A 26,342-nucleotide genomic window follows, 5' to 3' on the forward strand; every position below is an offset into this window, starting at 1 on the left:
GATGTGCCGACACCTGGGCTATCTGGGACCGGAACAGTCGGTGGGCGACCTCCTGAGTCGCGGCGAGAACTCGCTACTGCGCCAGTCCTACGCGCCACACGACATGAGGGGTGGCGGAACCATCAACGCCGACGGATTCGGTGTGGGGTGGTGGGGAACGGACGGCTTCTCCCGCTACCGCAGTGCTCAGCCGCTGTGGTCCGACCCCGTCGTGCGAGAGACGTTGCCGAACATCCGCTCCCGCGCGGTGATGGCCGCCGCTCGGTCGGCGACGGTCGGGATGCCCGTGCAGCACACGGCCTGTGCACCGTTCTCCGACGAGACCTGGGCCTTCAGCCACAACGGGGTGGTGCGCGGGTGGCCGGAGTCGCTCGGCGCGCTCGCCGCGGAGCTACCCGTGAGCGATCTGCTGCAACTCGAGGCACCGACCGACTCGGCCGCGTTGTGGCTGCTCCTGCGCCGGGCACTCGGCGAGCAGGACCCCGAGAAGGCGATGAGTGCGCTCGTGCAGGACGTCGTCGCCGCGGCCCCGAACTCGCGATTGAATCTGCTGCTGGGCAACGGCAGCGAACTGTGGGCCACCACCTGGCATCACTCGCTGTCGGCGCTCGTCGACGACGAGCGGGCCATCCTGATGTCCGAACCCTACGACGACAACCCCGCATGGCAATCGATTCCGGACCGGCACTTCGTCAGCGCACGCCCCGGACACCTGATCGTCACCCCGCTCGAGATGGGAGCACGATGACCACCACACCGACACTCGAGGTGTACCTGCAGCCCGAGCAGCTGAAGGCCGCTCTGCGCAAGGACGCCACCGTCGGGCTCACGTCGAACCCGAAATGGCTGCCTCCCAAATACTTCTACGACGCCCGCGGGAGCGAGCTGTTCGAACAGATCACCGCGTTACCTGAATACTTCCCGACGCGTACCGAACGGGAACTGCTCAGACGGTATTCGGGGGAGATCGCCGAGGTCGCGGCGCCGGAGATTCTCGTCGAACTCGGATCCGGGTCGTCGGAGAAGACACGGTTGCTGCTGGGCGCCGGCACGCGGCACGGAAGCCTCCATACGTACGTACCGCAGGACGTGTCGGTGTCCGCGCTCGAGAGCGCGGCGGAGCAGATCGGTGTGGAGTTCCCGAATCTGACCGTGCGCGGCGTCGTCAGCGACTTCACCGAGTCGTTGCACCACCTGCCACGCGGTGGCCGCCGCACGATCGCGTTCCTCGGTGGCACCCTCGGAAACATGGTGCCCGCCGAGCGGGCGGAGTTCCTCTCCGGGATCGCCGACGTCCTCGAGCCGGGGGAGCACCTGCTCCTCGGGGTCGGACTGGTCACCGATCCCGCCGTCCTCGTCCCCGCCTACGACGACGCGGCCGGGGTGACCGCCGAGTTCAACCGTAACGTGCTGCGGGTCCTCAACACACAGCTCGACGCCGATTTCCCGGTGGACGAGTTCCGGCACGTCGCGCTGTGGGACGCCGACAACGAGTGGATCGAGATGCGGCTCGAAGCCGAGCGTGCCATGTCGGTCCGCGTGGGCGAGCTGGATCTGGACGTGGAATTCACCGAGGGTGAGCAGCTGCGGACGGAAATCTCCGCCAAGTTCACCCTCGACGGCATCCGACGGGAGTTGGCGGAGGCGGGATTCGACGTCGACCGCACCTGGACCGATCCCGACGACCGCTTCGCGCTGGTGTGCGCCGCGCGGAACTGACCCATGTGAGTGGCATTGTGTGCCCGCGCACGCGGTGCCACTCACATGCAGCGACAAGGAAAGGGTAAGTATGGCAACGAGGATCAGACGTCTCGGCACGCTCGTCGGCACGTGCGCCGCTGCTGTGGCGTTCACGACTGCGTCCGCCGGCATCGCTTCTGCCGTCCCCGATCCGGTGTCGGTGACGACGACGGCGTTCCAGGTTCCGTTCACCGGTGTCATCGGAGACCCGTTCCCGTTCGCCACGGTGTCGCTGGCCGCGTCCACCGGTGCGAACCCGGGGCCGGGTGTCGTGCGGTTGTCCGCGACGAGCATGTGCCCGGCGTTCACCCCGAACGCGAACTGCACGACGTACGCGTTTGCCACCACGATTCGGTGGCTCAATCTCAGTACCGGCGTGACGGGGACGGCCACCGTGCCGTCGGGCTCCTTCGGGGTGCCTGGACAGGAACCGGTCGTCGACGTGCCGACGGGATCGGGGCATGTGACGGCGACCGTCCTCGGCGCCTCGTCGGGCACGATCGTGCCGGGCCTGGGTTACTTCTTCGTTCCCTGACCGTCGCCGATTTCGCCTCGGACGAACGGGACGCTCGTTGCGTCAGATCGAACGAGCGTCCCGTTCGTCCGGGCGGTGGCAGGTGTCAGGCGCGTCCAGAGTCGTGCTCGGCGATCGCCGGCGCGACGAACTGCTCGAGCATCGTGCGTTCGTCGGCGTCGTCGACGCCCGGAACGGTGAGCAGGGAAACGATGATCCGGACGAGCCACCGTGCCTTCCTTACCGTCTCCTCCCCGGAGAACCCCGCCTGCCCCAGGAAGGCGGTGCCCAGCGACTCGATGACGTCCGACGAGTGCGCGATCTGCGCGGCGAGTCCGGAGTCGCCGAGCTGGAACCAGGCGGCCAGAGTCGGGTCGGCGCGCACCAGCCGGATCGCGGCCAGCATTGCCTCCACGATCACGTCCTTGGGGTCGCCGACCCCGGACACCTCCTCCGCGACCAGCGTGCCGATGCGCCGGGCCTCGCGGTGGACGAACGCCAGCTGCAACGACTGCCTGCTGTCGAAGTAGCGGTACAGCGTGGCACGGGAACATCCGGCCGCCCGGGCGACCTCGGCCATACCGACGGCGGCGATGCCGTTCTCGACGTACAGCTGGGCCGCGACGTCGAGGATTCGCTCGGCGGCGAGGCGGGGGCGTTCGTCCCGCATCCAGTCGGCGGTCATGCTTCACGCACCCGGAACGGGACGCTAGTCGGGCGGCGCACGTAGTTGCCGTCCGCGTAGACGACGGCGTCGATGTCGACGGTGAAGTCGGGGCAGCGGGCCAGCAGTTCCTCGAGCGCGATCCGCGCCTGCATCCGTGCTGCGGCCGCACCCAGGCAGTGGTGGGCCCCGTGGCTGAACGTGAGGATCTGCTTCGGACTGCGACGCACGTCCAGGACCTCGGAATCCGGTCCGAACCGGCGCGGATCGCGGTTCGCGGAGCCGTACAGCAGAAGCACCTTCCGTCCCTCGGGAACGACGGTGCCGTCGATCTCGACGTCGCGGGTCACCGTGCGGGCGAGGCCCTGGACGGGGGCCGTGAGCCGCAGCAATTCCTCGACGGCGTCGCCGATGAGCTCCGGATGTTCGATCAGATCGCGGCGCTGATCCCGGTGCTCGGTGAGCAACTGGACTGCGCCGCCGAGCATCCCGGTGGTGGTGTCGTTGCCGCCGGTGACCATCGTGAACGCGAAACCGAGGATGGAGAGCAGCCCGGTGACGTCGCCGTCGGCTCCCATTCCGCCCGCGACGAGGTGTGAGATCGTGTCGTCTCCGGGGTCGGTGCGCCGCCGCTCGATCAGTCCGGCGAAGTAGCCCATCAGATCGGTGACCGCACCCGTCGCCTGCAGCGTGTCGCCCTGCGCATTCGCCGCGACGATGGCCTCGGTCCAGCCGTCGAACTGCGCTCGGTCTTCTTCGGGGACACCGAGGTAGTGGGCGACGACCATGCTCGGCAACGGCTTGAACAGTTCCTTCACCACATCGCCCTCACCTGCCTCCCGCAGTCGTTCGATGCGCTCCACCACGAACGCCCGGACGTCCGGCTCGACGGCGGTGACCTGCCGTGGGGTGAATCCCTTCGACACGAGGCGGCGGAACGCGGTGTGGTCGGGCGGGTCGAGCATCACCAGCGGCGGATTGTCCTGCAGGCCGATCTTCTCCAGCTCGCCGTATGTCGTGGTGAGGCCGGCTGCGGAGGAGAACGTCTCGGCGTCCCGGGCCGCCGCGTAGATGTCGGCGTGCCGGGACAGCACCCAGTAGTCGTTCCTGGGTGCGCCCTCGGGGACGACGTGATGGACGGGGTCGTGGTCGCGCAGGTCTGCGTACATTTGCCACGGAGCCCGCCACGATTGCCCGGACCTCGGCACGAACGAGACGCTCGACACATGTGCGGTCATGTACCGATAGTGAGACACATTCCACAATGTGTCAATGGTGCGGCTGCGACTTCTCTAGCCGAACAGGGCGAACGCCACGACGGCGAGGATCAGGACGAGTACCGGTGTGAGGATGAGCAGCAACCCGAGCAGTCCAGGATTCTTCACCGGCCGATGGTCGATGGCGCCCTTGCTGAAACTGCTGAACGGCGACGCGTAATACACCGGGGGAGCCGGATGGTACCGGTTGTCGACGGTGATCTGCGCCCTGCCCTGCTCCCAGATCCACGGGACCGAGATCTGGATGTGGTGCACGCCCGGCGGTGCCGGAATTTCGTTGTGTCCCCACCGGAGCGGCACGGGATACCCGTTGATGCGCGCATTGGGGGTCACCAGCATCGGGCCCATCGGCGGTTTCTTCGCGTCGATGACGAGCGCGGTGGGTGAGGAGGCGGGCTGCACGAAGGGCGACAGTATCACCCTGCGGCACCCCGAAACGGGTGGCCTACTAGCCGGCCGCGATCCGGGCCTTCTCCAGCGCCGCGAGGGTGCGGAGCACGGTGGCGCGCTGCTTCTCGAGGTCGCTGATCCGGGCACGCGCGGCCAGTCCGGCGGGCTCACCGATCAGGTTCATCTGGGCATCGATGGCCGAGAGTTGATCGAGCAGTCCAGTGACGCGGGATTCGAGTGCGGCGACGTCGACGGCGTCGGTGCGCACCGGTGCCACCGGCGGCGTGGCGGACGTGCGGGACGTGCTCGGGCGGGTCGACGCGGTGGTCGACGACGTTCCGGAATGGGAGGTGCTGCGCGGCTCCGACACCACACTGGCCGCCCGGGGACGAAGGGCCTTGCGCACGGCGGCCGGGTCCGGGAGTTCCGCGAGCTTCATCTCGTTGAGTTCGCGACGCGCATCGCGGGCGTTGACCCGGTGCTCACGCTCTTCGTCGTCGTCCGACTGCAACGTGCCGCCGAGCGGACGCAGACCGTACATACCCAGGAAGCGGCGGGCCTCGTCGATGACCGATTCCTTCTCGCGGCAAGTGCCACAGCGAGGTTCGTTACGGAACATTTCGACTGCGTTGTCGTCTCCGCACCACACGCACGCCCCCGGCGACCAACGCCGGACGTTTCGAATTGCAGCGATATCGATAGGGCCGGAGAGAGTCTGCGCGTCGATCACGACGAGCCACAGTAGGGGAATTCGAGCGTGCGAGTCACATCGCCGTAAGTACGACCTGCGGTTCTGCGGCCGAGCGTGACGAAGATCATGCCGATGCTCGCAAACTGCTCCGCAAACGCTGTGTGCCACACGTGTTTTCCCGACCGGTAAGTTTCATTCTCCGGCACCGATGACGGTGGTCAGCCAGTCGACGAGCGGCCGCATCGAACGCCAGGCGGTGCGCACTTCGTCAGCGGCGCGGGGAGTTTCGATCCAGTCGGGGGAGAGGTAGCTCCGGCTGGCGGTGAGCGACTTGTGACGCATCAGGTCGAGTCGCGGATGGTCCTCGGCGACGCCGCGGGGACGGGTCTTGAGTGTGTCGCCGCCGATCTCGAATCCCGACGACCGGACCTTCTTCACGAGCCGGACGAGTTCGCGGCCCTTGCGGTCGTCGTCGACGGCGTCACGGAAACGCCCGACCTGGACCGGGGTATGCGAATAGAAGCCGCCCGCGACGAACAGTCCGGCGGCGTCGATCTGCACGTAGTAGCCCACGCCGGGGCGGGTTTCGACGAATCCGCCCTGATGGGTCTTGTAGGGCGTCTTGTCCTTCGAGAACCGGACGTCGCGGTAGGGGCGAAACACCTTGCCTGCGCCGAACTCCGATTCGAGTTCCGCGAGCAGGGCGGTCATGGGTGCGCGCACGGAGTCGTCGTAGACGGATTTGTGCGCGGTCCAGAAGCTCTTGCTGTTGTCGGCCTCCAGGTCCTCGTAGAAGTCGAGAGCAGCGGTGGGGATCCCGGTGAACACAGGGAAAGGCTACGCCTGTGAGTGGTTGACGAGTGTCTGGACTCGTCAACCACTCACGGGTGCGAAGCGCTTAGGCGTTGCCGTTGAACAGCGACGTGACCGAGCCGTTCTCGAAAACTTCCTTGATGGTGCGAGCCAGCAGTGGTGCGATGGACAGCACCGTCAGGGTCGGGAATTTCTTCGACTCGTCGATCGGGAGCGTGTTGGTGACGATGACTTCCTTGGCACCACACGCGGCGAGGCGCTCGGCCGCCGGATCGGACAGGACACCGTGGGTGGCGGCGATGATCACGTCGCCCGCGCCGGCCTCCTTGAGGATCTTCACGGCGCCGGCGATGGTTCCACCGGTGTCGATCATGTCGTCGATCAGGATGCAGGTGTGGCCGTCGACGTCACCGACGACGCGGTTGGACTTCACCTGGTTGGGCACCAGCGGGTCGCGCGTCTTGTGGATGAACGCCAGCGGCGCGCCGCCGAGGGTGTCGGCCCACTTCTCGGCGACCCGGACGCGACCGGAGTCGGGGGAGACGACGGCGATGTTCTCGGTGCCGTAATTGCCGCGGATGTACTCGGCGAGCTGCCCCTGGGCGTGCATGTGGTCGACGGGGCCGTCGAAGAAGCCCTGGATCTGGTCGGTGTGGAGGTCGACCGTGATGATGCGGTCGGCGCCGGCCGTCTTGAGGAGGTCGGCGATCAGGCGAGCCGAGATGGGCTCACGGCCGCGGTGCTTCTTGTCCTGGCGTGCGTAGGGGTAGAACGGCAGGATCGCGGTGATGCGCTTGGCCGATCCGCGCTTGAGCGCGTCGATCATGATCAGCTGTTCCATCACCCACGTGTTCAGCGGGGCCGGGTGGCTCTGCAGCACGAAGGCGTCGGAGCCGCGGACCGACTCCTCGAAACGGACGAAGATCTCGCCGTTCGCGAAGTCACGGGCAGTCTGCGGGGTGACCCGCACGTCGAGTTCCTTCGCTACCTGTTCGGCCAGCTCCGGATGCGCGCGACCAGAAAAAAGCATGAGGTTCTTCTGGTTGTCGATCCAATTCGCGGTCACTGCTCTATGCCATCCTTTAAATCTTGCTTCTCGGTTTCGTGCAGATCTGAACTGTGGTGCGGTCCCGCGGCGGCTGCCGCCTCGGCGGCGGCGGTACCGGGCCGATTTCGTTGCACCCAGCCGTCAATATTGCGCTGCTTCCCGCCGGAGACCGCGAGTGCCCCCGGTGGTACGTCGAAACGCAGCACCGTGCCGGCGCCGGTGTAAGCACCGTCACCGACCTGTACCGGAGCGACGAACATGGTGTCCGATCCGGTCCGGACGTGTGACCCCACCACCGTACGGCTCTTGGTGACGCCGTCGTAATTGACGAACACGCTCGACGCACCGATGTTGCTGTACTCGCCGATCGTGGCGTCGCCCACGTAGGTCAGGTGAGGAACTTTGGAGTGCGCTCCGATGTCGGCGTTCTTCGTCTCGACGAATGCGCCGAGCTTGCCGGACGCACCGAGGACGGTGCCGGGACGCAGGTAGGAGAACGGGCCGACGGTGGCGCCTTCGCCGATCGTCGATTCCGAGCCGTGGGTGCGCACCACGCTGGCGCCTTCGCCGACCGTCACGTCGGTGAGTGTGGTGTCGGGACCGATCACGGCGTCCTCGCCGACGGCGGTGGTGCCGAGCAGCTGCACTCCCGGATGGATGGTGACGTCGCGAGCGAGCGTGACGCCGACGTCGATCCACGTGGTCGTCGGATCGACGACGGTGACGCCGGCCCGCATCCAGTTCTCGACGGTGCGGCGGTTGAGTTCGGCGGCCAGCCTCGACAGCTGGACGCGATCGTTGGCGCCCGCGACCTTCGCGGAGTCGGACAGGTGGGCGGCGAAGACGGGTGCACCGGCCTCGCGGGCGATCTTGACGACGTCGGTCAGGTACAGCTCACCCTGCGCGTTGTTCGCATTGAGCTGCCCGAGCGCGGAGCGGAGGAACTCGGCGTCGAACGCGTACACACCCGCATTGACCTCGGTGATGGCCGACTGCTCTTCTGTGGCGTCGGCCTCTTCCACGATCTCGGCGATCTCACCGTCGTGGGGCAGTCTGACGATCCGCCCGTAGCCCGTGGGCTCCGGGGCGGTGAACGTCAGTACCGTGACCGCCGCGGGCGTGGGCTCGCTGCGGTGCTCGTCGACGAGAGCGTGCAGGGTGCGGCCGTCGAGCAGCGGGACGTCCGCGGCGGTGACCAGCACGGTCCCGCGGAAATCGGCGGGCAGAGCGGACAGGCCGCATTCGACGGCGTGCCCGGTGCCGTTCTGCTCTTCCTGGACGGCGATTGCAATCGGACGGCCCAGTTCGGCCTCGAGGGCAGTGACGGCGGCTCCGACGCGTTCCTTGTCGTGCCCGACGACGGTGACGAGGTGTGCCGGATCGACCTCCGCGGCGGCGTGCAGGGAATGCGCGAGCATCGTGCGTCCGCCCAGGGTGTGCAACACCTTGGGGGTCTTCGACCGCATCCGAGTTCCCGCGCCGGCGGCGAGGACGACCACGGCGGTCTGCACTGGCATGAAGCTCCCTCTGGATCGTTCCGCTCTTGCTGTTCTCGACAGCTCCGCCTGCAGGAATTAGCTCCGCAGGCTCCGCTCCGCCGCCAGGACTCGAACCTGAACTATCTGAACCAAAATCAGAGGTGCTGCCATTACACTACGGCGGATTGCCACACACACGGGGTGTCACGCCCGTTTGCGCGAGAGAATCCTCGCATGCCGACCCGCCGCCCGTCGAACCGCTGCGGAAATTTGTCTCGAACGTCCCGATAGAGTGGGTGCTACCTGCAGTGTTTCGACGCTGCCCGCGGCACTTCGTCGTCGCGAGTGTCAGGAAAGGATGGTGCCTCGGTGCCCCGACCCACGGACGTGGACGCGACCCCCGAGAGGGTGGTCCGCACCCGGATGACCGGTACGCAACGCCGGGAGCAGTTGATCGAGATCGGTCGCGCCCTGTTCGCCGAGCGAGGCTATGAGGCGACGTCGATCGAGGAGATCGCACAGCGGGCGCACGTCTCCAAGCCTGTCGTCTACGAACACTTCGGCGGCAAGGAGGGCCTCTATGCCGTGGTCGTGGATCGGGAGATGTCGCGGCTGCTGGAGATGGTGACGTCCTCGCTGAAGCAGAACCGCTCCCGGGTCCGGGTCGAGCGGGTGGCGCTGGCGCTGCTGACCTATGTGGAGGAGCACACCGACGGATTCCGCATCCTCGTCCGCGACTCTCCGGTGGCGGCACCGGACGGCACGTACTCGAGCCTGCTCAACGAGGCCATCGGTCAGGTCGGGCACATCCTCGCCGGCGATTTTTCGCGGCGTGGCTTCAATCCGGATCTGGCCCTGCTGTACGCGCAGGCACTGGTCGGAATGGTGTCCACCACCGCGACTTGGTGGCTGGACGAGCGGACACCGCCGAAGGAAGTCGTCGCCGCGCATCTGGTCAACCTGTGCTGGAACGGGTTGACCAATCTCGAGGCGGATCCGCAGCTGGGCACGGATCGGCCCCGCACGACACCTCAGTGAACGTGTTCTCGTTCTCCGACTCGCGGTTCAACTTCGCCAGGGCTGCGCCTGTCAAGTGCTAGGGTTCGCTGGAGTTTGCGCGCCCCGTCGGGGGGGTTGTTCGGGAGGCAGTCGATGGCGAGACAGGTTCGAGCAGAGGTAACTCGGGCGTCGGTCCTGATGGCGGCGGCCGACGTATTCTTACGCCTCGGGTACGCCAACGCGGGTCTCAACGAGATCATCGAGCAGTCCGGTGTGACCAAAGGTGCGTTGTACTTCCACTTCAGTTCCAAGGAAGACCTGGCCCGCGGTGTCATCGACGAGGGACAGATCCGGCTCACCGCCGGAATGACGTCCGTCAGTGACGGGCCGACGCCGGAGCTGGAAGCGCTCGTCGCCCTGTCCTATGTGGCGATCGAGGCAGCGAGTTCCGATCCGATTGTCGCGGCGATGTTGCGACTGCAGCACGAGATCGGTGACTACCAGGGGACGCACGGCAACGTGGTGGCCTCGTGGCAGCAGGGTTTCGAACGACTTGTCGCGCGAGCGGTCGAGGAGGGCGACATTCTCGCGGAGGACGACGTCTCCACGGGAACGCTGTCCACCTTTCTGCTCGGGTCGTTGCTGGGAGCGCATGTGGTCGCGACCGCGACCGGCGCCTTCGACGATCTTCCGCGCCGCATGGAGCGGGTCTGGTACTTCATTCTTCCCGGGCTTGTCGAGCCGTCGAAGCTCGTGTACTTCCGGCAGTTCGCCTCGCGCCGCCTGCTGCGCTGAGCGATCCTTGCGGCTGCACGATCAGTCCGATGTATCGATCCGGCGGGGTGCCGCATAACGGCGCAGGGCGGGGGCGACAGGGCGTCCGCGGAGGAATCCTGTCACGCTGCCGGATTCGATTGCTCTACTGTAGATTTCGAGTGCGCGATGGACTACTTCCAGAGTGAGATCGACGTCGGCCGTGCGGTGCGCGGCAGACGTGACAAACGATTGGCACAGAACGCCACCTGACAACAGTTCTTGTAGGAAGAGCGTCCGGAATTCCTGTGATGGCTGACGGTTCAGGTCACGCGTGACGAAAATCAGGCATGAAGGCCGGCCGATCACCTGGACGTAGTCCGCAATCCCCATATCTGCAGCGGCTGCGCTGACTCCCTCAGCGATACGCCTGCCGGACTGCTCCATGCGCGAAATCGGATCCTCGGTAGCGTAGGCGTGTACGACTGCGCGGAAAGCCGCGAGCGCTCCGCATTCGGGTCCATGTGTGGTGGACAGCAGAAAGACCCGGTCGTGGTCCGTGTTCAGGCCGCCGAACTCCATGTACTCGCGTTTACCCGCGAGGGCTGAAATCGGGAAGCCGTTACCCATCGCTTTACCCCAGCACGACAAGTCGGGTGTGACCGCGTACTCCGTTTGTGCGCCGCCCGGCGACCATCGGAATCCTGTGATCATCTCATCGAAGATGAGAAGGGCTCCGCGCTCGTCGCAGAGTAACCGAACGGCGTCGAGGTATCCGGGTACCGGCTCAGCTGTAGCGGTGGCCGCCTCCATGACGACACAGGCCACCCGGTGTGGATTCTCGTCGAACACCGAGACAAGTGAGTTGAGGTCATTGAATCGGAATCCGCGTGTCTTGGCAGCAACATCGGAGGGCACGCCGCTGTTCATTGCGGTTGTGCCGATGAACCAGTCGTCCACGGAGAAGAACGGTTGATCGCAGACCGCAACCAGCTCTCGTCCCGTCACAGCCCGCGCGAGGCGGACGGCTGCCGTGGTGGCGTCGGACCCGTTCTTGGCAAACTTCACCATGTCTGCGCCGGAAACGAGTTGGAGAAAGTCCTCGGCCGCGTGCAATTCGAGTTCAGTCGGTCGGCTGAAGTTCGTACCGTGGGCGATGGCCTCGCACACGGCGTCGACAACGGGGGGGTATCCGTGTCCCAGTGTCACGGACCGGAGGCCCATGCCGTATTCGACGAAGCTGTTCCCATCCACATCCCACACGCGGGCGCCCTTCCCGCGGACAAGTACGGGCGCCATGAAGTCCGGGTATTGGTCGGGACCGCGCGCATAGGTGTGCGCACCGCCCGGCACAAGTTTGTTCAGCCGTGCCTGCAGCTCGTTCGAGCGAGAAAAGGAGCGACTGACGGTGTCGTCTGTGAGGGGCATGGCGACCTCCATGGCTCGGAGATGCATCGCGACGTAATTGTGCCACCCAGTAGGTCGATTGTTGTGCTGATCGGGAGAAACGGGCCAACCACGTGCTGGACGTGGATCTCGAAGTAGCGGGCGCGGACCGTGGTGTTGAGGAAAGGGTTGCGGTATCGTCGAATCGACCTCTACCTGCCCCTTCGGTCAGGGCTGACATGGTGCCACATGCTCGGGGGTCGGTGACCTCCTCGCGCGAATGAGTGTCCGAAGGGCCGATATGGAGAATCGCGAATCCCGCGCGACGCCGGTCGGCGGATCCAACATCCGTGTCCTCGTGGAAAACGGCGAATACTGGCTGAACAACAAAGGTGACCTGGCGATTCTCAACGTCACGGTGCGCAGGATTACCGAGAGATGGCCCAACGCCGCAATCGGTGTACTCACCGACAGATCGTCACTGTTGAAGGCTTATGAGCCGAACGCGGAGCCGATTCGGTATCAGCGAGGCGGCGATTGGCCGAGAAGGCGCGGTTGGGGTGGATTGGCAGGCCGTTTCGGCCCCGAGGCGGCTGGGCCGTTGCTCAGGGGATGGGAAGCCGCGGCGGCCGCACCCGCGTCTGTCGTGCGGCGGGCACGTCGCGTCGTCCTTCGCGGGGGCGAGGGCGATGGTACGAACGGTGAGTCCGACGCGAGGACAACGAATTCGGAACGGTTGCTACTGAGTCGTGACGGTGGACGGCTGCCGAATGCCATCGACGGCGCATCTTTGGTGCTCGCGATCGGCGGTGGGTACCTTACCGATATCGATCGGTTCCAGACAGAGCGCACACTCGATTTGCTCGAGTACGCAACGAATCATCGAATTCCTACCGCGATGGTCGGGCAGGGGATTGGCCCGATTCACGACCCCGGGGTGCTGGAACACGCCGCCCGGGTGCTTCCCCGGGTCGATTTCATCGCGCTGCGCGAAGGACTACGGGGCCCAGAACTCTTGCACTCCCTCGGTGTTCCGCCCGAACGTGTCGTGGTTACCGGGGACGACGCGGTGGAACTCGGCTATTCGACTCGGCGCAGGGATCTCGGCACGGACATCGGCGTCTGTCTCAGAGTCGCGGAATACTCTCCGGTCGGAGACGAGATGCAGAAGGTGCTGGGGCGCGTCATTCGGGGCGTGGCCACCGAATCCGGTGCCGGACTGGTTCCGCTGATCGTATCCGAGCATGATTCCGAAGACCGTCGCTCGACGATGCCACTCCTCGCCGGGTTCCCCGACGTGGTACCGCCACTAGGTCGTTTTGCGAGTGCGCGATCACTCTCGCGCCGGATCGGGCGATGCCGGATAATCGTCACGGGTGCTTACCACGTCGCAGTCTTCGCCCTGTCGCAAGGAATTCCTGTTGTCGGGCTGTCGACCTCACGGTACTACGACGACAAGTTCGAGGGCCTGGCCGCGATGTTCGACGCCGGACTCGAGTTGGTAAGGCTGGACGGGGAAGACTTCGACGACCGGCTTCGCCGTGCGATGCGCAGCACATGGTTGCGCGCGCCGGAACTGAGGGCTGGATTGCTCAGTCGGGCGGTGAACCAGATCGAAGCGAGCAGAGCTGCGTTCGACCGTGCCGCGCAGCTTGTCAAGGGTGACATCACGACGCGGTCGAATTCGAATCCCGGGCCGACTTGGCCGCCCACATCGTCGACGTGATTGCCCACAGGTCGTGATCTTTGCGTCGACCGCCGACGTCGAGGTAACTGGCCATCGTGCCCTCTCGCTGCATCCCGGCCTGTTGTACGAGCCGGGTGGCCTGTCGGTTGTCGACGCAGACGGGAGCGGTGACCCGGCGCAATCCGAGTATGTCGAATACGTACTCTGCGAGGAGGTTCGCAGCTGCCAGCGCGATTCCCTGTCCGGTGAGCGAAGAATCGATCCACACGCCGACTTCTGCGCTCTTTGCTCCCCAGTCGATGTGCTCCATGTTGAACTGACCGGCGAATCGGCCTTCGACCTCGATTACCAGCGGCAGTGCCCGGCCTGCGCGGGCCTCCTTACGCATGTGTAGAAATTCGTCTACCCAGGCCCCCTCGGTGTGGCGCCGAGACCAGGATTTCGGGGACGACACCCAGAACGGTTCGATCAAGTGTTGATCCCGTAGCCGTAGGGTTTGCCACGCCGAGGCATCCGAAAGCCTGGGCGAGCGAAGAGCAACGCGATGCTCGGCCGACGTCACAGGGCCCAACCGGATTCCAGCGCTGGGTACATGGTGGGATCCGATCCGATGCCGGAAGGGCCTCGAATAGAGCTTGCCAGCCGCGACGAGAACCACCAATGATCGTGGAGGCTTCATGCTTTCACCTCTGGCCAGCAAGCCTGACTGAAGCAGTCGATCTGCCACGCCAGACGACGACGGTGGAGAGCTTGGAGTAAGCCTACCCGAACCGAGGTCCCGAAAACATGGGGGAAGGCAGATCATGCGAACCTGGATAAAGGTACCGCTACCTGCATGAATGCGATTTTTCGCTGAAATCGGGCTGGTATTGTAGGCGGTGTTGGTCGACGGGTCGCCGGCGCAGATCGGAAAGAAGGTGTGTAGCGTGATTTCCTCCGCCGCAAGCATCGTCCAACGGGGTGCTCGATGATCACTCCCCGCGTCGCGCTCGTTCACGAGCGATTTACGGAAGTCGCCGGTTCGGAGCACGTTGTCGAACAGTTGTCGGCACAATGGCCTGATGCGCGCGTACTTGTTCCGGTCGCGCGTCCGCAAGGGATTCCGTCGGGACTGCGGACGGTGCCGGAGACCACTTGGCTCAATCAGTTGTACCGACTCGGTGGCGAACGCTCCTATGCGCCGTTGCTGCCGTTGATGCCGAATGCCTTCCGGCGAATGGATATCGGAGACGCTGCTGCAGTGATCATCAGTCATCACGCATTTGCGACCCAGGCCGTGTTCTCGACATCCGCCGCCACAATCGCGTATGTGCACAGCCCGGCGCGCTGGGCGTGGGACGCATCGCTCCGTGAGGGTGAAGCAGGCGGGAGAGCCGGCGCTGCCGCATTGAGGATGCTCGCGTCGACAGCTCGACGTGCCGAGCTCGCTGCAGCTCCGCTGTTGACTGAACTAGTCGCGAATTCGACTACTGTCGCACAGCGCATCAGGCAGTGGTGGGGCCGCGATGCGGTCGTGGTTCATCCGCCTGTCGACACCGATGCATTCACGCCCGACCCCGGTACCCGCAGGGAGGACTTCTTCCTGGTCGCAGGGCGTCTTGTGCCTTACAAGAGGCCCGATTTGGCAATTCTCGCCGCGAACACCGCCGGGGTGCCCCTCGTGGTTACGGGGGACGGCCGCAGCCTCGAATATTGCCGCAGCATAGCGGGGCCCACAGTTGTCTTCCTCGGGCACGTATCGCATGCGCAGCTGTTGAATCTGCTGCGCCGGACTCGTGCGCTGCTCATGCCCGGTGTAGAGGATTTCGGAATAGTCCCGGTGGAAGCCATGGCCTGCGGCACGCCGGTGATTGCGCTCGGCAGAGGTGGTGCACTCGACAGCGTGGTGCCGCATGTGACGGGCCAATTCGTCTCCGGCGTTCTCGACGAAGAGATAGTGGCTGGTTTCGTGAACTCGATACACGCGTTCGACGGCTCGATCTATGACGCGGCTGCAATCCGTCGACACGCCGAGCTGTTTTCTCATAGCATCTTTCGGCGCAGAATGCAGGCAGTTGTCGATGGCGTGCTGGCGTCGTGACCGAGTTACACGGTGATGGGTATTTCAACACCCTCGATCGGTTAAGGCATTGAGGTACCCGGCGGATTGGCGGATGTACATTCCTGCCCAGAAGAGCAGCCCGGACGGGCTCGGGCTTGCGACCATGGTCAGCTCGCCGTCGAAGCACTTTTCGACTATGTACCTCGCGCGCGAGAGATGGGGCGTGAAGGTCACGACGATGATGTGATGCCACCCTTGCTGGGTGGCGCGGCGCCCTATCTCCTGGGCTTCTCCCTTTGTGGTCCACGGATCGGGCTCGAAGCAACTCACCACGAAGTCGAAGTGGCCATGGCAGTACTTGTCCATCGTCCTGTCGCCACTCCCGACGGAGTTCGAGATGACGAGTTGTGGTGCGTATCCGCGCTCTGCCAATTCGACGCCGATGTCGAAACGCTCGTATGGAGTTCCACCGAGAACCACAATGGCGTCCGCTGTTCTCAATGGGTCGATCTGCGGACGTACGTAGACTGGCCAGCCTGCCGCAGCAATTGCGGTGAGAGCAGAGAAGAGGACGACGAGCGTCCACAGTGCACGCTTGAACCGGGCCGGTGCCTTGGCGGAGTGCGCACATTCAGGTTGTCGGCCCGAGCGTGGTTCGGGGTCGCGAGGCGAGCGGCGCATGTCTAGCCAGTCGGTCGGCGCCTACCGAGCGGTGAGGTCTTCACACTGCCATCGGTCGAGACCGTGAGTCTCCAGTAGTTGTCGCCCGAATCCTTCAGCACGACTCCGCTGTCGGCTCGGTCGACGATCCACTCTCCGGTCGACAGAACCGCGGAAAGTACTGCACCATTGGGGGATTGCGCCTGCAGGAGGTCGGCACTGCCAATGCCTGCGCGAGTAATCACGGTTCCTACGAAGGTAACTCCACTTACCTGCCCGCGACCAGTCACGCTCCACCCTTCAGGGAACGATTTCGGATCGATGTCGGAAGCTGTGCTGGAGAGCAGATTGACGGCGGTGCCGTCCGGACACCCCTCGGAATCGACGCGGACTTCGATTGCCGGCCGCTGGGTATCCGAATCGAACTGGACGTTGGCAAGGTAGGGCTGCCGGCAATACACCAGGTCCATGCACACCGAGCGTGCTGCGACCTTGCAGTTGACCAGGCCGAATTGCGCGGGCCCCCCACGATCGCGATTCCCGATCGACAGGGCGATGTCGGCGCCCTCGAACCAGACATTCGTCAACCACCAATCGTTTGCCGCTCCGTCGATCAACACGTGCTTGTCCGTGGTGTTCGGATCGGTGTCGGATACGAACTCGACGTTGACCATTGACAGCCCGGCACTGTGATCATTTCCCGTCCCCAGCACTCCGACGTAATTGCTCGTGAACTTCGAAGAGGTGACGTAGTTCTGAATGCATCTGGTTGTGAGTCCGATTCCGAAGTTGTTGACATCGCAATTGATGAACGCAGTGCCACCCGTGTTCTGGTCGAGTATGACCCCTCGCTGTTGTGTGAACTCGGGATAGTTGGTACTGACGTGTCCGCCGCGGAGTACGACGGAATCGAACGAGCATCTGAAGCACTCGGACAGGGACACCGCCGCGCCGGTTGCGCCGGTCACGTAGATCCCCAGGCGCTTGAAACTCACCCGGTGCTTTCCTCGAAGTGCGATCAGTGGCCCGTCCCCGGCGTAACCGATGGTTGTGACGTCGCTGCCGTCTCCGATGACAGCGGCGTAGTCGGGCAGGTCGGGCCATGCGGTGACGCGGTAGGCACCGGCGGGCAGGTAGAGAACCAGGGGCCCGTCGCCGACCGCACAAGCGGTGGCGATCGCCGTCGTGTCATCGGCCTTGCCATCGCCGACAGCCCCGAAATCCCGCACGTTGCGCGCGGAGGGGACATCGGAGACATGTGGCGAGGTGAACTCGACAGTCGGTTCCTCGGCCGATGACGAGCACGCGGCAGCCGCCAGCGGTAGTGCTGCTGCGACACCCAGTGAACGAGCCAGCAACCGCCGCCGATTCAGGACATCGTCGGTCACCGGTCCGCCTCGAGTGTGTCTGCCGTTGCATCGAGGACGATCGCGGGTTCCTCCTTCTGCGATTCCGTGTCGGTAATCCGTGTGCGGAGTGGTCCGCTGTTCGGCCTGCGAATCATCTTGCGAAGCCAGTTGACGTGCTTCTTCGATATTGCTACGGCTCCGACCATCCGGGAGCCACCTTGATCGAACGTCGCCAGTGCGCCGAGTACCTGCGGTGACGTGGATCTCCCCATTTCGACGACAGCGACTGTGCCGTCGCAATGCCCGGAGAGCGTAAGTGCGTCGGCGGCAGATCCGACCGGGGCGGCGTCGATGACGACGTAGTCGAAGTCGCTACGGAGTGCGGATACGATTTGCGTGAGGCGCTCGGATGCGAGCAGGTCACTTGTTTGATCGTCGACAGATCCGAGGGCCAGCACGCTGATCCCGGTGTCAGCGCATGTCGACAACTCGTCGATGGGGGACGACGTCGTGCGCAGGAGGTCTGCGAGGCCCGAGTCGGACACGGGAAGATCGTTGGAGATCCCACTTCCCGTGGTATCCGCATCGATCAACACGACCCGCCGACCGCTGTCGGCGAATGCCTTCGCAAGTATGACCGAGACATCCGGTTGTGAACGTGCCGACAGACTTGTGAGCATCACTGTCATCCCATTGTCGCCACCTCCCGCCTGGATCAATCGAGTGCGCAGTCGGCGAGCCTCCCCGACAGCACCGGGTTCCCCGATATCGAGAATGGCGAGAACGGGGACCGGCAGAATTTCACCGAGTTCATGCGATGTCCGGATCGTGCGGTCCATGCGGTCTTTCACGAGTGCCGCCAAACAGCCGAGCACCAATCCGGCGAGAAGGCCGATACCGAGCAGCCGCCGCGAGTTGGGTCCATTGATCGCGGTGGGATCTGTGGCCGGATCGACGACCGAAACCCTCGCAGCAGGAGCCGCGTCGGTCTGGATGGTCTCCAATTCGTCTATCAGCCTTCGGAACTGAGAGACCACGGCGTCGGTCAACATGACGGCACCCTCGGCTGTCGAATCGGTGACCGTGACGTCCAGCAGCGCGGTGGCCGGGGGGAATGAGGCGGTGATCTTGCCCTGCAGCTCGCCGGCAGACATCGGCAAACCGAGTTGGTCGACGACACGTTGAGCGACGTTGGAACTCGCGGCGAGGTTTACATATGACGTCACTCGCTGCTGGGCGGCAAGACCACCCTGGTATACGTCGTTCACCGACGTTCCGGTTGCCATCGTCACGTACAGTCGGCTGGTCGACTGATATGTGGTCGGTTGCATGGAGCTGTAGCCGGCGGCGCCCGCCACACAGAGAAGCGTGATCGCCGAGATGAGAATCCAGCGGCGGCGAGCAATGTGCCAATAGTCGATCAATCGCATGTCCTTCAACCTTTCGACAGCGCCGCGCCGACGAGTGCAATTTCCCCTTGCGGCGGTTCCTGCGGTTTCTGTTTCGAAGACCATTCAGTGCGTCTTCGGTGTTTTCCGACGAGCAGGTAGACAATCCAGACCAGAATGGCCACCTGAAGTGACTTTCCGAGGAGTTCCATGCTGCCCAGAATTCCCCGATCGAAGAAGGCTGGAGCTGCACGCGTTCTCCGTGGCCCGACCGTGAACGGCGGGGTGATCGCCGACTGCGCGGGCATGCCGATCGGCGAGAGGGACGTACCGCTCCAATTTTTCGACCGCGCCGCGCCGACGAGTGTGTGTGGCGGTTCCTGCGGTTTCTGTTTCGAAGACCCTTCACTTCGTCTTCGGTATTCTCCGACGAGCAGGTAGACAATCCAGACCAGAATGGCCACCTGAAGTGACTTTCCGAGGAGTTCCGTGCTGCCCAGAATTCCCCGCTCGAAGAAGACGGGAACCTCGATCAGCATGAGACCCATAGAGATCGGGATGATGTTCCGTGAATGCAACGCACGCACTCCCGCCAGCACCAACGCGAAGGTGAAGACGACGCCGACGGCGACCCCGGGATACCCGCCGAGTACGAAACCCTCGTTGATGTTTCCCTCGGCCAGTGAGACGGACACCCTCGTCATGTCGACAGACGACCCGCGGACTTCGATTGCCCACGCGGTCCCGGACTGGAACTTCGAGGTCCCGAGAAGCTGTTCCGGCACCATGCTGATGAGCGCATGGTGTGTGACGTCCGACAGGTTGAGCCAAGGCCGTCCGCCCAGGTAGTAGCTGTCCGTCGCGGCCTCGAGCAGATCGAACCTGCGCAGGATGCTGAGGAAAGGCTGCATGGCTGCCGGATAGCTCGCATCAAGAATCTCGGACTGTGCTTTCGCGAGAGCGGATGCCTTGATGGCCTGCAGCCAGCCGAACGCGGCTATTCCCAGAACCGAGATCACCGCGATCGCGGCGACCTTGATCCTGGACCATCCGGTGAGTGCGAAGCGGACTGCAATCGCCAGCGCGGCGCCCATGATCGGTGTCTTCGATTCGATTGCGACAGTCCACATCAACTCCATGACAGTCAGCGCACCGATAACCGCAATGGTGGCCCTGCGATTGACCGGTCGGTAGAAGACGATCAGCCCGAGGGCGCCGATAACCGCCATCAGCGTCACGAAGCTGAGTATCGGGTTCGGGCTTTGTGTTTGTCCGGCAGAGGCGGTGGAACCTGTTGCGTACGATACAACTCGCCCGAGCACGCCGATCGCATAGATGGTCCAGAGTGTAGGAATCAGATTCGCGTCAACAGCGGAACGGACTGGAACGCACGCGTCACGGTCCCGCGCTGGGCGATGCCGGATCCAGACCGCATACGCCACAACGATGATCGCGTACACCCACAGCCCGAACACCACGGGTCGCAAGACCATCGCGATCCCATAGTCGTATCCAATCGTGGCCAGTCGCGGATCGGCGATGCTGTCGCCGAACCGTGGTTGCGGCCGCACCAGGAGAAGGACGATCGGACGCGCGACGTAGGACAGGCTCCAGTAGGCCGCCTGCGCGATGAGGAAGACACGTGCGATTCCGTGAACGTATGCAGCGGCGATGACGATTGTCGCCAGTGCTCCTATGACGAGCAATATCTGGAGTTCGGGATTGTTCATATATCGCGTTCCGATTCTCGATTGTCAGCCGATTTCATCGACGATCTCTCGGGCACGATCCACATATCTGTGTCTACCCTCCACGATCCGCCGGAAACCCGACTCGGCAACCTTCTCCGCCTGGCCGGGACTCTTCACGCACCATTCCACGATCTCGTTCAACTCGTTCTCGTTCGAAAACAAGAGACATTCCGCGCCCTCCTCCAGAAGTTCCGCATGTTCGCTTGTCCTTTCACCCACGAAGAGTCCGCCGGAGGCGGGCACTTCGAAACTTCTGCAGGTGTGTGTGTCCCGGTTGTCGGAGTTGAGCAGAACGAGGTTCGCCGTCACGGATGCGACTTCAGAGGCGAAATGTTCTCCGTACACCGGACCCGCGACGTGGGCGTGGGTGACCTGCAACTCCGGTACCCGGCGCCAGCCAGGCCCTCGGACGAGCATCTTCCCGCCGTACTTTCGTGCCAACGAGATCAAGCGATCGCGGCGGTCGGGACGGCAGGCTCCGATGAACCCGACGACGTATTGCCTGGAGTCGCGTCGCGCCGAAAGGTGGTGCCACGCGGGGTCGTACGCGCTGAGAACGAACTTGACGGCGCGCGCACCACGGTCGAGCAACTCCGGAATGTTGTGACGCTTGGTGGTGACGACGAGGTCCCATTCGTTCTCGAGTTCCAGGTAGCCGGGTGAAGTGTTGTAAGGGTTCGACGTGTCGTCGGGGCTGTAGTGAACATGGAATTTCGCCGGGACGCCGAGGAGGCGTCGCTGGTCGAGGAAGACTGCTTTGAATCCGAACACCATGTCGGGCCGGAATTCGGCAGCGATCGCATCGATGCGCGAATGAACAGCTTCGACGCTCCAGGGAGCACGCCGGTGAGTAGCCTTCGCATAAATCCACGGAGGTGACAGCCGCGTCGGAAGTGACACTGACGTCGAGTCGACAACGACGACGTCGTGTCCCGCCTGCCGGAAGCCATTGGCGAGCGATCGAGCGTTGCTTCCGACCCAGTCGTCGCCGACATACAGGATCTTCATAGTCGATTCTCCTTGTGCACCAGCGCGACCTCTGTGACGGTGCCGCCGGCATTGCGCTCGTTCCGTTCGCGACCGGCGAGTTGCCGCATACGGACGATGTACCACAGCGCCACGGAAAACTCGCAGCACAATGTGCCGTAGACGAGGGCCCACACCGATTGGGTCAGTGCAGCGACGAACAATGACGCGGCTGCGACGCACGTTCCGACGGTTGCACCGATCAAGACGCCGCTCGTGTCCTGCTTGACGGGTAAGACCGCGGTGGTGACAAATGACGTCAAGGCGGTCGCGGGAAGTATAAGTACCTCGACCCGCAGGAGCGGAATTGCCTCGGAAAACTCGCTTCCGAAGATGAGGTTGATCAAGGTCGGGGCTGCAATCCACACCGCGACAGTCGCAACTCCGGCCGCGCAGAGACATACGACCAGTGCTTGGGTTGCGCGTCGCCAGAACCGATCGTCGTCACTGTGGCGGGCCATGCGTGGCAGCAGAGCGAAGCCTATGGGGTCGAGCAAGGACTGTATGGCTCGCACGAGTCGGTCTCCGGCAGAATACAGGCCGATGGACACCGCATCGAGCACCGAGGAGTACACCGCTGCTGCGCCCTGGCCGTAACTTGCCACGAGCAAACGTGAGGTGAGGACGGGCGCTCCCATTCGGAGAATGGATATCACCTTGTACGGACGACAAGGGCGGCCGAATTTCTTGAGAGAGTCCCGCCAGGTCAGCGCGACAGTCAGAGTGGACGACACGAGTAAACAGAGGAGTGCGACGGACGGATGGGGTAGGCGTGGGAGTAACGACATCAGGAGCACGAGATATGCGATTCGGCCGATGCCCTGATACGCCATCGAGGCTCCGAATCGACCTTGCCCGATGAGAACCCAGTCTTCCGAAAGGGACCAGAACCCACCGGCGAACAACCCGAGCAAGATCATGTGCAGGTGGATATCGACGCCGACGACCAGGCTGGAGATCAGTGCGGCACCGATGGTCCCGAGGATGGCCGCTCGGATCACCAGGTAGTTTCCGCGGAGCTGATTGATATCTGCGCTGTGGACCATCGCGGCGAGAAACTGGGTGATACCGAGATCGACGAGCAGAGATCCGATGAAGTAGGAAGACATTCCGATCGCGAGTAACCCGAGTCCTTCAGTTCCGAGAACTCGCGCTATCAACGGAAGTGTCACCACCGTGATGACATACTGGCCGTACTTCCCGAAGCTTACGAATGCGATGTCACGTACGACAGTGATGATGTGGATTTCTCTGCGATCGTCAGGCATGTGCTGCTCGCTTACGTTTCGGCGTAGCAGTCACGGTGTCGAGAAACGATGCTATGTCGCGAGCGGACGCGGCTATGCCGAAGTGAGCTGCGCGCCGTCGGCCCGCTGCCGACAGACGTCGACGGAGCTCACGGTCTCCGATCAATGTATTCAGCGCCGTTGTCAGTTGCTTCTGATCACCGCCGTCGACGAGTAGCCCGTTGATCCCTGACTCGACGATCTCGGTTGGGCCACCGGGGCCCGAGGCGATTACCGCGCAGCCCGCGTTCATCCCCTCCACCACGACCTGACCGAACGGTTCCGCGATGACGGAGCAGTGCACCAATATGTCGGCACGCCGCATGTAGGCGTCGGGGTTGTCGACGTGTCCCGTGAAGATGACTGGAAGTTCGAGTTCGTGCGCGAGGCGCTCCAGACGTACACGAAATGCTTCCTCGTCGAAGAGTGTCCCTCCGACGAGATAGACGCGCTCAGGTCGGACAGTCGTCTCGGCTAGCGCGCGCAGCAACACGTCCTGACCTTTCCAGGGCGTCAAGCGTCCGACGGCGACGACAACAGTCTCGGAGGGGCGACGTTGACTTACGTGATCGTCGCGACTGCTCGGTTCGACGCCGGGGTAGGCGACGAGCGCTGCCCTGTGCCAGGCGAACAGCGTACTCATCGTGGATCTACTGTTGGCGATGTACCCTCGGCTGACCACCCAGCCGAGCCCGCGAATGAGGCTCGAGAGGAGACCTCCGAAGTACTCGGCGGATACGCGGTCGTGCACCTGCCAGACGAGTGGGATCCTTGCGCGTCTCGCAGCGACGGCGCCGATGATCAGAGCCTTGGTACTCTCTGCGACAAGAACTGTCGCCCTTGTCGCCCTCGCGGTCGCACCGGCCGACCACCCGATCTTGACGAGTCCGAAGAATCCCACGATGAGTCGGCGCAGGCTCCTGCTGTGGACAGTCATGGCGCGACTGTCGAAAGTGTTTCGAAGGACGATGGTTTCCACACCTGCTTCGCGCATGCGATCGACAATCGGACCGTCCTGCGCACACACCACCGCGACAACGATTCCCCGACACCTGGAGTCATCTGCCCCAGTGTCGCGCAGAGCGACTGCCAACCGAAGTGTGGCCAACTCTGCTCCGGAGGGTGCGGCTGTGTGTGTGATGAACAGGGCCTTCGTCATGAGACCAGTTCCTCGTACATCGAGATGTGCTGCTGCGAGGCGGCGTCCCAGGAGAACGTTTCGGCGTGAGCACGGCACTGTCCGGGCCCGGGAACGTTTCCGTCCAGAGCGCGGACGATCCGGTCTCCGAGCGCATCGGCGTCGCCGGCAGGAACGATCAAGGAAGTGTCGAGTTCCTGTACAGCGTCCGGCAATCCGCCGCACTCGGTCACGATCGGGGCGCGCCCGGAGGCCAGGGATTCGAGCGCGATGAGTCCGAACCCTTCGAGGGCGACGGATGGGACGATGGTTACCGCTGCCTGTCCGTACAACTGAGCCAGTCGTCCGTCAGTGGCGGTGCCCTCGAATGTGATGGCGTCGCAGTAGCCGGACTCGGCAGCTTGAACCCGGAGCGCCGATTCTTCGGTGCCCGTACCGACTATCACGAGTCGGGCGTCGGGATGGGCAGCGATGACTGCTTGCCATGACCGGAGCAGAACATGTATACCCATCCTCCTCTCGAGGCGTCGCACGCAGAGGATCGTGCATGACGCCGAGGGATGATCCGATGGGCGAAATCGGTTGAGATCGACACCAGGAGGAATAACCCTGATCCTGTCTTCTGGCACCTGGTAGTTCGCGACGAGCAGATTGCGGAAGTGCTTGGACAGCACGACGAAGCGATCTGCGCCGGCGTAGCGGAGCCGCTCGATCCAGTACTTCGACCGCGCAACTGTCTCACTGGCCCCGACCATGCGACTTTCGGCCGCCCAGGGCCCGTGAAAGTGAACAACCAGGGGGTGTTTGCCATGCGCGTCGATCGCCGAGCGTCCATAGAGGCAGAAATGTCGGTCGATGACCGCGTCCGGCGGTAGAGCGCTGGCGTCGCGGAAAGCGGTGTACGCGCGGCGCAGCGTCGATGCACCGACCGGGCCCCACGAATGCCCACCCTGCTCGGGCCTACCGAACGCCGCAGCGGAAACGTCGACGCCCGGTCGCTGATTCAGTGTGGAATACAGGTCGGTGAAATATCGGTTCAGTCCACCAGGCCCCGACGTGAACCACTCCGATCCCGTCATGTGGAGTCGCAGAGACCGAGAGTTGTCGATTTGTGGGCTACCCACCGTAAAGTTCATTTCGCGCCGGCTGTCGTTGCTATTGCGCTGTCACGCCGGTCCATTCGGTACCGGACAATTAAACTCTACAGTGCTGCGCACGGCCGCGCGATGTCGTTGCGGGACTTTCGCGATGCTCGTCCCGGCCGAGGTCTCGAGCCGCTCGGCGTGATAGAATTTGAATCAGTCCTGTCCGCCAGGAAGTATTGGTGCACAACGAGGATCATGATTGTCGCTCGCGTCAAAAGTTCGGTGGGAGAATAGCGATGGCTGCTGCCACGGTTTCCGTCTGCGTTCCCGCATATAACGCCGCCTGTACTCTCGAAGAGACGTTGCGATCGATCCTCGACCAGGACGTCGCAGTCGATCTGGTCGTTCTCGACAATGCGAGCAAGGACGCCACTCAATCGATTGCGCAGTCGTTCAGTGACTCACGAGTGCGAGTCTTTCGCAACGACGTCGTTCTGCCGATCGGCGCCAACTGGAACAAGGCAGTCGAATTCTCGAACGGACGATTGGTGAAAGTCGTCTGTGCAGATGACGTCCTGATGCCGGGATCGCTCGAAACTCAGTTGCGTGTAATGGCTGATCCGGCAATAGCTCTCAGCGCCGCCAAGTTCGACGTGATCGACGAGAACGGAGCGTTGCGGGAGTCACGACTGGGGATTCCCGGCTTGGAGGGGCTTCATACTCCGCGCACACTGATGAGGACAATTGTCCGACGAGGGCCGGCCGACTTCGGGCCGACAGCTGCCGCGATGTTCCGACGAGAGCATTTCGATCGTGTGGGCGGATTCCGTGGTGATCTCGTATTCCCCATGGACGTGGATCTTTTTGCGCGGGTAACAGCTTTCGGGATGTTCTTCGGAATGCCCGAGCTCGTGGCTGCGTGGCGCGACTCCACCTTCAACATGTGCAGTCGAACATCGACAGTCAGCAAGCTGTCGGACATGCTTCGCTTCCATCACCGAATTGCCCGTGATTATCCCGAGTTCCTCTGTCGTGCAGATGTTCTAGCCGGAGATATGCGCCTGATGAGAGCGGCCTTTCAGCGACTCGCCGTGCGCTCCCGCACCGTTGTGTCGCGGGGGAACCGGCTGCACGTCGGCTGCTGAGTCAGCCGGGGGTGCCGACCGGTGGGCCCTGCG

General features: G+C 63.7%; 25 protein-coding genes and 1 tRNA gene. 8 read left to right on the top strand and 18 right to left on the bottom strand.

What is annotated here, in order from left to right; translation table 11 throughout:
* Nucleotide 1: 1 nt before the first annotated feature.
* The 3 genes from egtC to HGB39_RS02800 all read left to right on the top strand — a co-directional run bounded on the left by egtC (nucleotide 2) and on the right by HGB39_RS02800 (nucleotide 2,275).
* Nucleotides 2-748: an ergothioneine biosynthesis protein EgtC gene (gene egtC, locus HGB39_RS02790; protein WP_037203445.1), complete on the top strand. Its 747-nt coding sequence runs from the start codon at nucleotides 2-4 to the stop codon at nucleotides 746-748.
* Nucleotides 745-1,719: an L-histidine N(alpha)-methyltransferase gene (gene egtD / locus HGB39_RS02795; protein WP_005574298.1), complete on the top strand. Its 975-nt coding sequence runs from the start codon at nucleotides 745-747 to the stop codon at nucleotides 1,717-1,719. Before egtC ends, egtD begins: the two co-directional genes overlap by 4 nt.
* A gap of 70 nt (nucleotides 1,720-1,789) precedes the next feature.
* Entirely contained in the window at nucleotides 1,790-2,275 is a 486-nt protein-coding gene (locus tag HGB39_RS02800) for a hypothetical protein (protein WP_005574296.1), read from the top strand.
* An 85-nt stretch (nucleotides 2,276-2,360) separates the two neighbouring features.
* Here the strand turns inward: HGB39_RS02800 and HGB39_RS02805 are convergent, their stop codons facing one another.
* From HGB39_RS02805 to HGB39_RS02840, 8 genes are all read right to left on the bottom strand, one after another.
* On the bottom strand, nucleotides 2,361-2,939 hold the full coding sequence (locus HGB39_RS02805; protein WP_005574294.1) for a TetR/AcrR family transcriptional regulator: 579 nt from the start codon (nucleotides 2,937-2,939) through the stop codon (nucleotides 2,361-2,363).
* On the bottom strand, nucleotides 2,936-4,156 hold the full coding sequence (locus tag HGB39_RS02810) for a cytochrome P450 (RefSeq protein ID WP_043793782.1): 1,221 nt from the start codon (nucleotides 4,154-4,156) through the stop codon (nucleotides 2,936-2,938). The genes HGB39_RS02805 and HGB39_RS02810 overlap by 4 nt, the downstream gene beginning before the upstream one ends.
* Nucleotides 4,157-4,210: 54 nt before the next feature.
* Nucleotides 4,211-4,597 carry a hypothetical protein gene (locus HGB39_RS02815; protein WP_005255557.1) on the bottom strand — a complete coding sequence of 129 codons (387 nt, stop codon included), beginning with the start codon at nucleotides 4,595-4,597 and terminating at the stop codon, nucleotides 4,211-4,213.
* Between the two features lie 46 nt (nucleotides 4,598-4,643).
* Nucleotides 4,644-5,204, bottom strand: coding sequence for a hypothetical protein (locus HGB39_RS02820; protein ID WP_054246060.1), 561 nt, complete (start codon nucleotides 5,202-5,204; stop codon nucleotides 4,644-4,646).
* Nucleotides 5,205-5,468: 264 nt separating this feature from the next.
* On the bottom strand, nucleotides 5,469-6,104 hold the full coding sequence (locus tag HGB39_RS02825) for a DUF2461 domain-containing protein (RefSeq protein WP_005568654.1): 636 nt from the start codon (nucleotides 6,102-6,104) through the stop codon (nucleotides 5,469-5,471).
* A gap of 70 nt (nucleotides 6,105-6,174) precedes the next feature.
* Complete coding sequence (locus HGB39_RS02830; RefSeq protein WP_005568652.1) at nucleotides 6,175-7,155, bottom strand: ribose-phosphate diphosphokinase; 981 nt, start codon at nucleotides 7,153-7,155, stop codon at nucleotides 6,175-6,177.
* Nucleotides 7,152-8,654: a bifunctional UDP-N-acetylglucosamine diphosphorylase/glucosamine-1-phosphate N-acetyltransferase GlmU gene (gene glmU / locus HGB39_RS02835; protein WP_005255563.1), complete on the bottom strand. Its 1,503-nt coding sequence runs from the start codon at nucleotides 8,652-8,654 to the stop codon at nucleotides 7,152-7,154. The genes HGB39_RS02830 and glmU overlap by 4 nt, the downstream gene beginning before the upstream one ends.
* Before the next feature lie 75 nt (nucleotides 8,655-8,729).
* Nucleotides 8,730-8,800, bottom strand: a tRNA-Gln gene (locus HGB39_RS02840).
* 238 nt (nucleotides 8,801-9,038) lie between these two features.
* Here HGB39_RS02840 and HGB39_RS02845 point away from each other — a divergent pair.
* Both HGB39_RS02845 and HGB39_RS02850 read left to right on the top strand, forming a co-directional pair.
* Nucleotides 9,039-9,653 carry a TetR/AcrR family transcriptional regulator gene (locus tag HGB39_RS02845; RefSeq protein WP_206031502.1) on the top strand — a complete coding sequence of 205 codons (615 nt, stop codon included), beginning with the start codon at nucleotides 9,039-9,041 and terminating at the stop codon, nucleotides 9,651-9,653.
* A gap of 114 nt (nucleotides 9,654-9,767) precedes the next feature.
* Nucleotides 9,768-10,409, top strand: a complete 642-nt coding sequence (locus HGB39_RS02850; protein ID WP_064080173.1) for a ScbR family autoregulator-binding transcription factor — start codon at nucleotides 9,768-9,770, stop codon at nucleotides 10,407-10,409.
* A gap of 21 nt (nucleotides 10,410-10,430) precedes the next feature.
* On the opposite strand, the gene HGB39_RS02855 is transcribed toward HGB39_RS02850, so the two are convergent.
* The gene (locus tag HGB39_RS02855; protein WP_005568646.1) at nucleotides 10,431-11,807 is read right to left on the bottom strand and encodes a glutamate-1-semialdehyde 2,1-aminomutase; all 1,377 of its coding nucleotides are present in this window, start codon (nucleotides 11,805-11,807) and stop codon (nucleotides 10,431-10,433) included.
* A gap of 247 nt (nucleotides 11,808-12,054) precedes the next feature.
* On the opposite strand from HGB39_RS02855, the gene HGB39_RS02860 reads away from it, so the two are divergent.
* The gene (locus HGB39_RS02860) at nucleotides 12,055-13,479 is read left to right on the top strand and encodes a polysaccharide pyruvyl transferase family protein (RefSeq protein WP_005568645.1); all 1,425 of its coding nucleotides are present in this window, start codon (nucleotides 12,055-12,057) and stop codon (nucleotides 13,477-13,479) included.
* Here HGB39_RS02860 and HGB39_RS02865 read toward each other — a convergent pair.
* Entirely contained in the window at nucleotides 13,421-14,389 is a 969-nt protein-coding gene (locus HGB39_RS02865; RefSeq protein ID WP_312029796.1) for a GNAT family N-acetyltransferase, read from the bottom strand. The genes HGB39_RS02860 and HGB39_RS02865 overlap by 59 nt on opposite strands.
* Nucleotides 14,390-14,407: 18 nt before the next feature.
* On the opposite strand from HGB39_RS02865, the gene HGB39_RS02870 reads away from it, so the two are divergent.
* A complete protein-coding gene (locus HGB39_RS02870; RefSeq protein ID WP_043790628.1) occupies nucleotides 14,408-15,520 on the top strand; it encodes a glycosyltransferase in 1,113 nt (370 codons plus the stop codon).
* Between the two features lie 24 nt (nucleotides 15,521-15,544).
* On the opposite strand, the gene HGB39_RS02875 is transcribed toward HGB39_RS02870, so the two are convergent.
* From HGB39_RS02875 to HGB39_RS02910, 8 genes are read right to left on the bottom strand one after another with little or no spacing between them, the layout of a single operon-like run.
* Complete coding sequence (locus HGB39_RS02875) at nucleotides 15,545-16,162, bottom strand: YdcF family protein (RefSeq protein WP_039952690.1); 618 nt, start codon at nucleotides 16,160-16,162, stop codon at nucleotides 15,545-15,547.
* Between the two features lie 2 nt (nucleotides 16,163-16,164).
* Nucleotides 16,165-17,529 carry a glycosyl hydrolase family 28-related protein gene (locus HGB39_RS02880; RefSeq protein ID WP_005568639.1) on the bottom strand — a complete coding sequence of 455 codons (1,365 nt, stop codon included), beginning with the start codon at nucleotides 17,527-17,529 and terminating at the stop codon, nucleotides 16,165-16,167.
* Nucleotides 17,526-18,920, bottom strand: coding sequence for a tyrosine-protein kinase domain-containing protein (locus HGB39_RS02885; protein ID WP_005568637.1), 1,395 nt, complete (start codon nucleotides 18,918-18,920; stop codon nucleotides 17,526-17,528). Before HGB39_RS02885 ends, HGB39_RS02880 begins: the two co-directional genes overlap by 4 nt.
* Nucleotides 18,921-18,925: 5 nt before the next feature.
* Nucleotides 18,926-20,608: a hypothetical protein gene (locus HGB39_RS02890; RefSeq protein WP_005568635.1), complete on the bottom strand. Its 1,683-nt coding sequence runs from the start codon at nucleotides 20,606-20,608 to the stop codon at nucleotides 18,926-18,928.
* Between the two features lie 24 nt (nucleotides 20,609-20,632).
* The gene (locus HGB39_RS02895; protein WP_005568634.1) at nucleotides 20,633-21,637 is read right to left on the bottom strand and encodes a CgeB family protein; all 1,005 of its coding nucleotides are present in this window, start codon (nucleotides 21,635-21,637) and stop codon (nucleotides 20,633-20,635) included.
* Nucleotides 21,634-22,923: a lipopolysaccharide biosynthesis protein gene (locus HGB39_RS02900; protein ID WP_005568632.1), complete on the bottom strand. Its 1,290-nt coding sequence runs from the start codon at nucleotides 22,921-22,923 to the stop codon at nucleotides 21,634-21,636. Before HGB39_RS02900 ends, HGB39_RS02895 begins: the two co-directional genes overlap by 4 nt.
* A complete protein-coding gene (locus HGB39_RS02905; RefSeq protein ID WP_005255581.1) occupies nucleotides 22,916-24,100 on the bottom strand; it encodes a glycosyltransferase family 4 protein in 1,185 nt (394 codons plus the stop codon). The genes HGB39_RS02900 and HGB39_RS02905 overlap by 8 nt, the downstream gene beginning before the upstream one ends.
* On the bottom strand, nucleotides 24,097-25,158 hold the full coding sequence (locus tag HGB39_RS02910; RefSeq protein WP_005568631.1) for a glycosyltransferase family 4 protein: 1,062 nt from the start codon (nucleotides 25,156-25,158) through the stop codon (nucleotides 24,097-24,099). Before HGB39_RS02910 ends, HGB39_RS02905 begins: the two co-directional genes overlap by 4 nt.
* A gap of 302 nt (nucleotides 25,159-25,460) precedes the next feature.
* Here HGB39_RS02910 and HGB39_RS02915 point away from each other — a divergent pair, with 302 nt between their 5' ends.
* On the top strand, nucleotides 25,461-26,309 hold the full coding sequence (locus tag HGB39_RS02915) for a glycosyltransferase family 2 protein (protein ID WP_007300115.1): 849 nt from the start codon (nucleotides 25,461-25,463) through the stop codon (nucleotides 26,307-26,309).
* Nucleotides 26,310-26,342 lie beyond the last annotated feature (33 nt).

Source organism: Rhodococcus opacus (assembly GCF_012396235.1).
GTDB classification, from domain to species: domain Bacteria; phylum Actinomycetota; class Actinomycetes; order Mycobacteriales; family Mycobacteriaceae; genus Rhodococcus_F; species Rhodococcus_F opacus.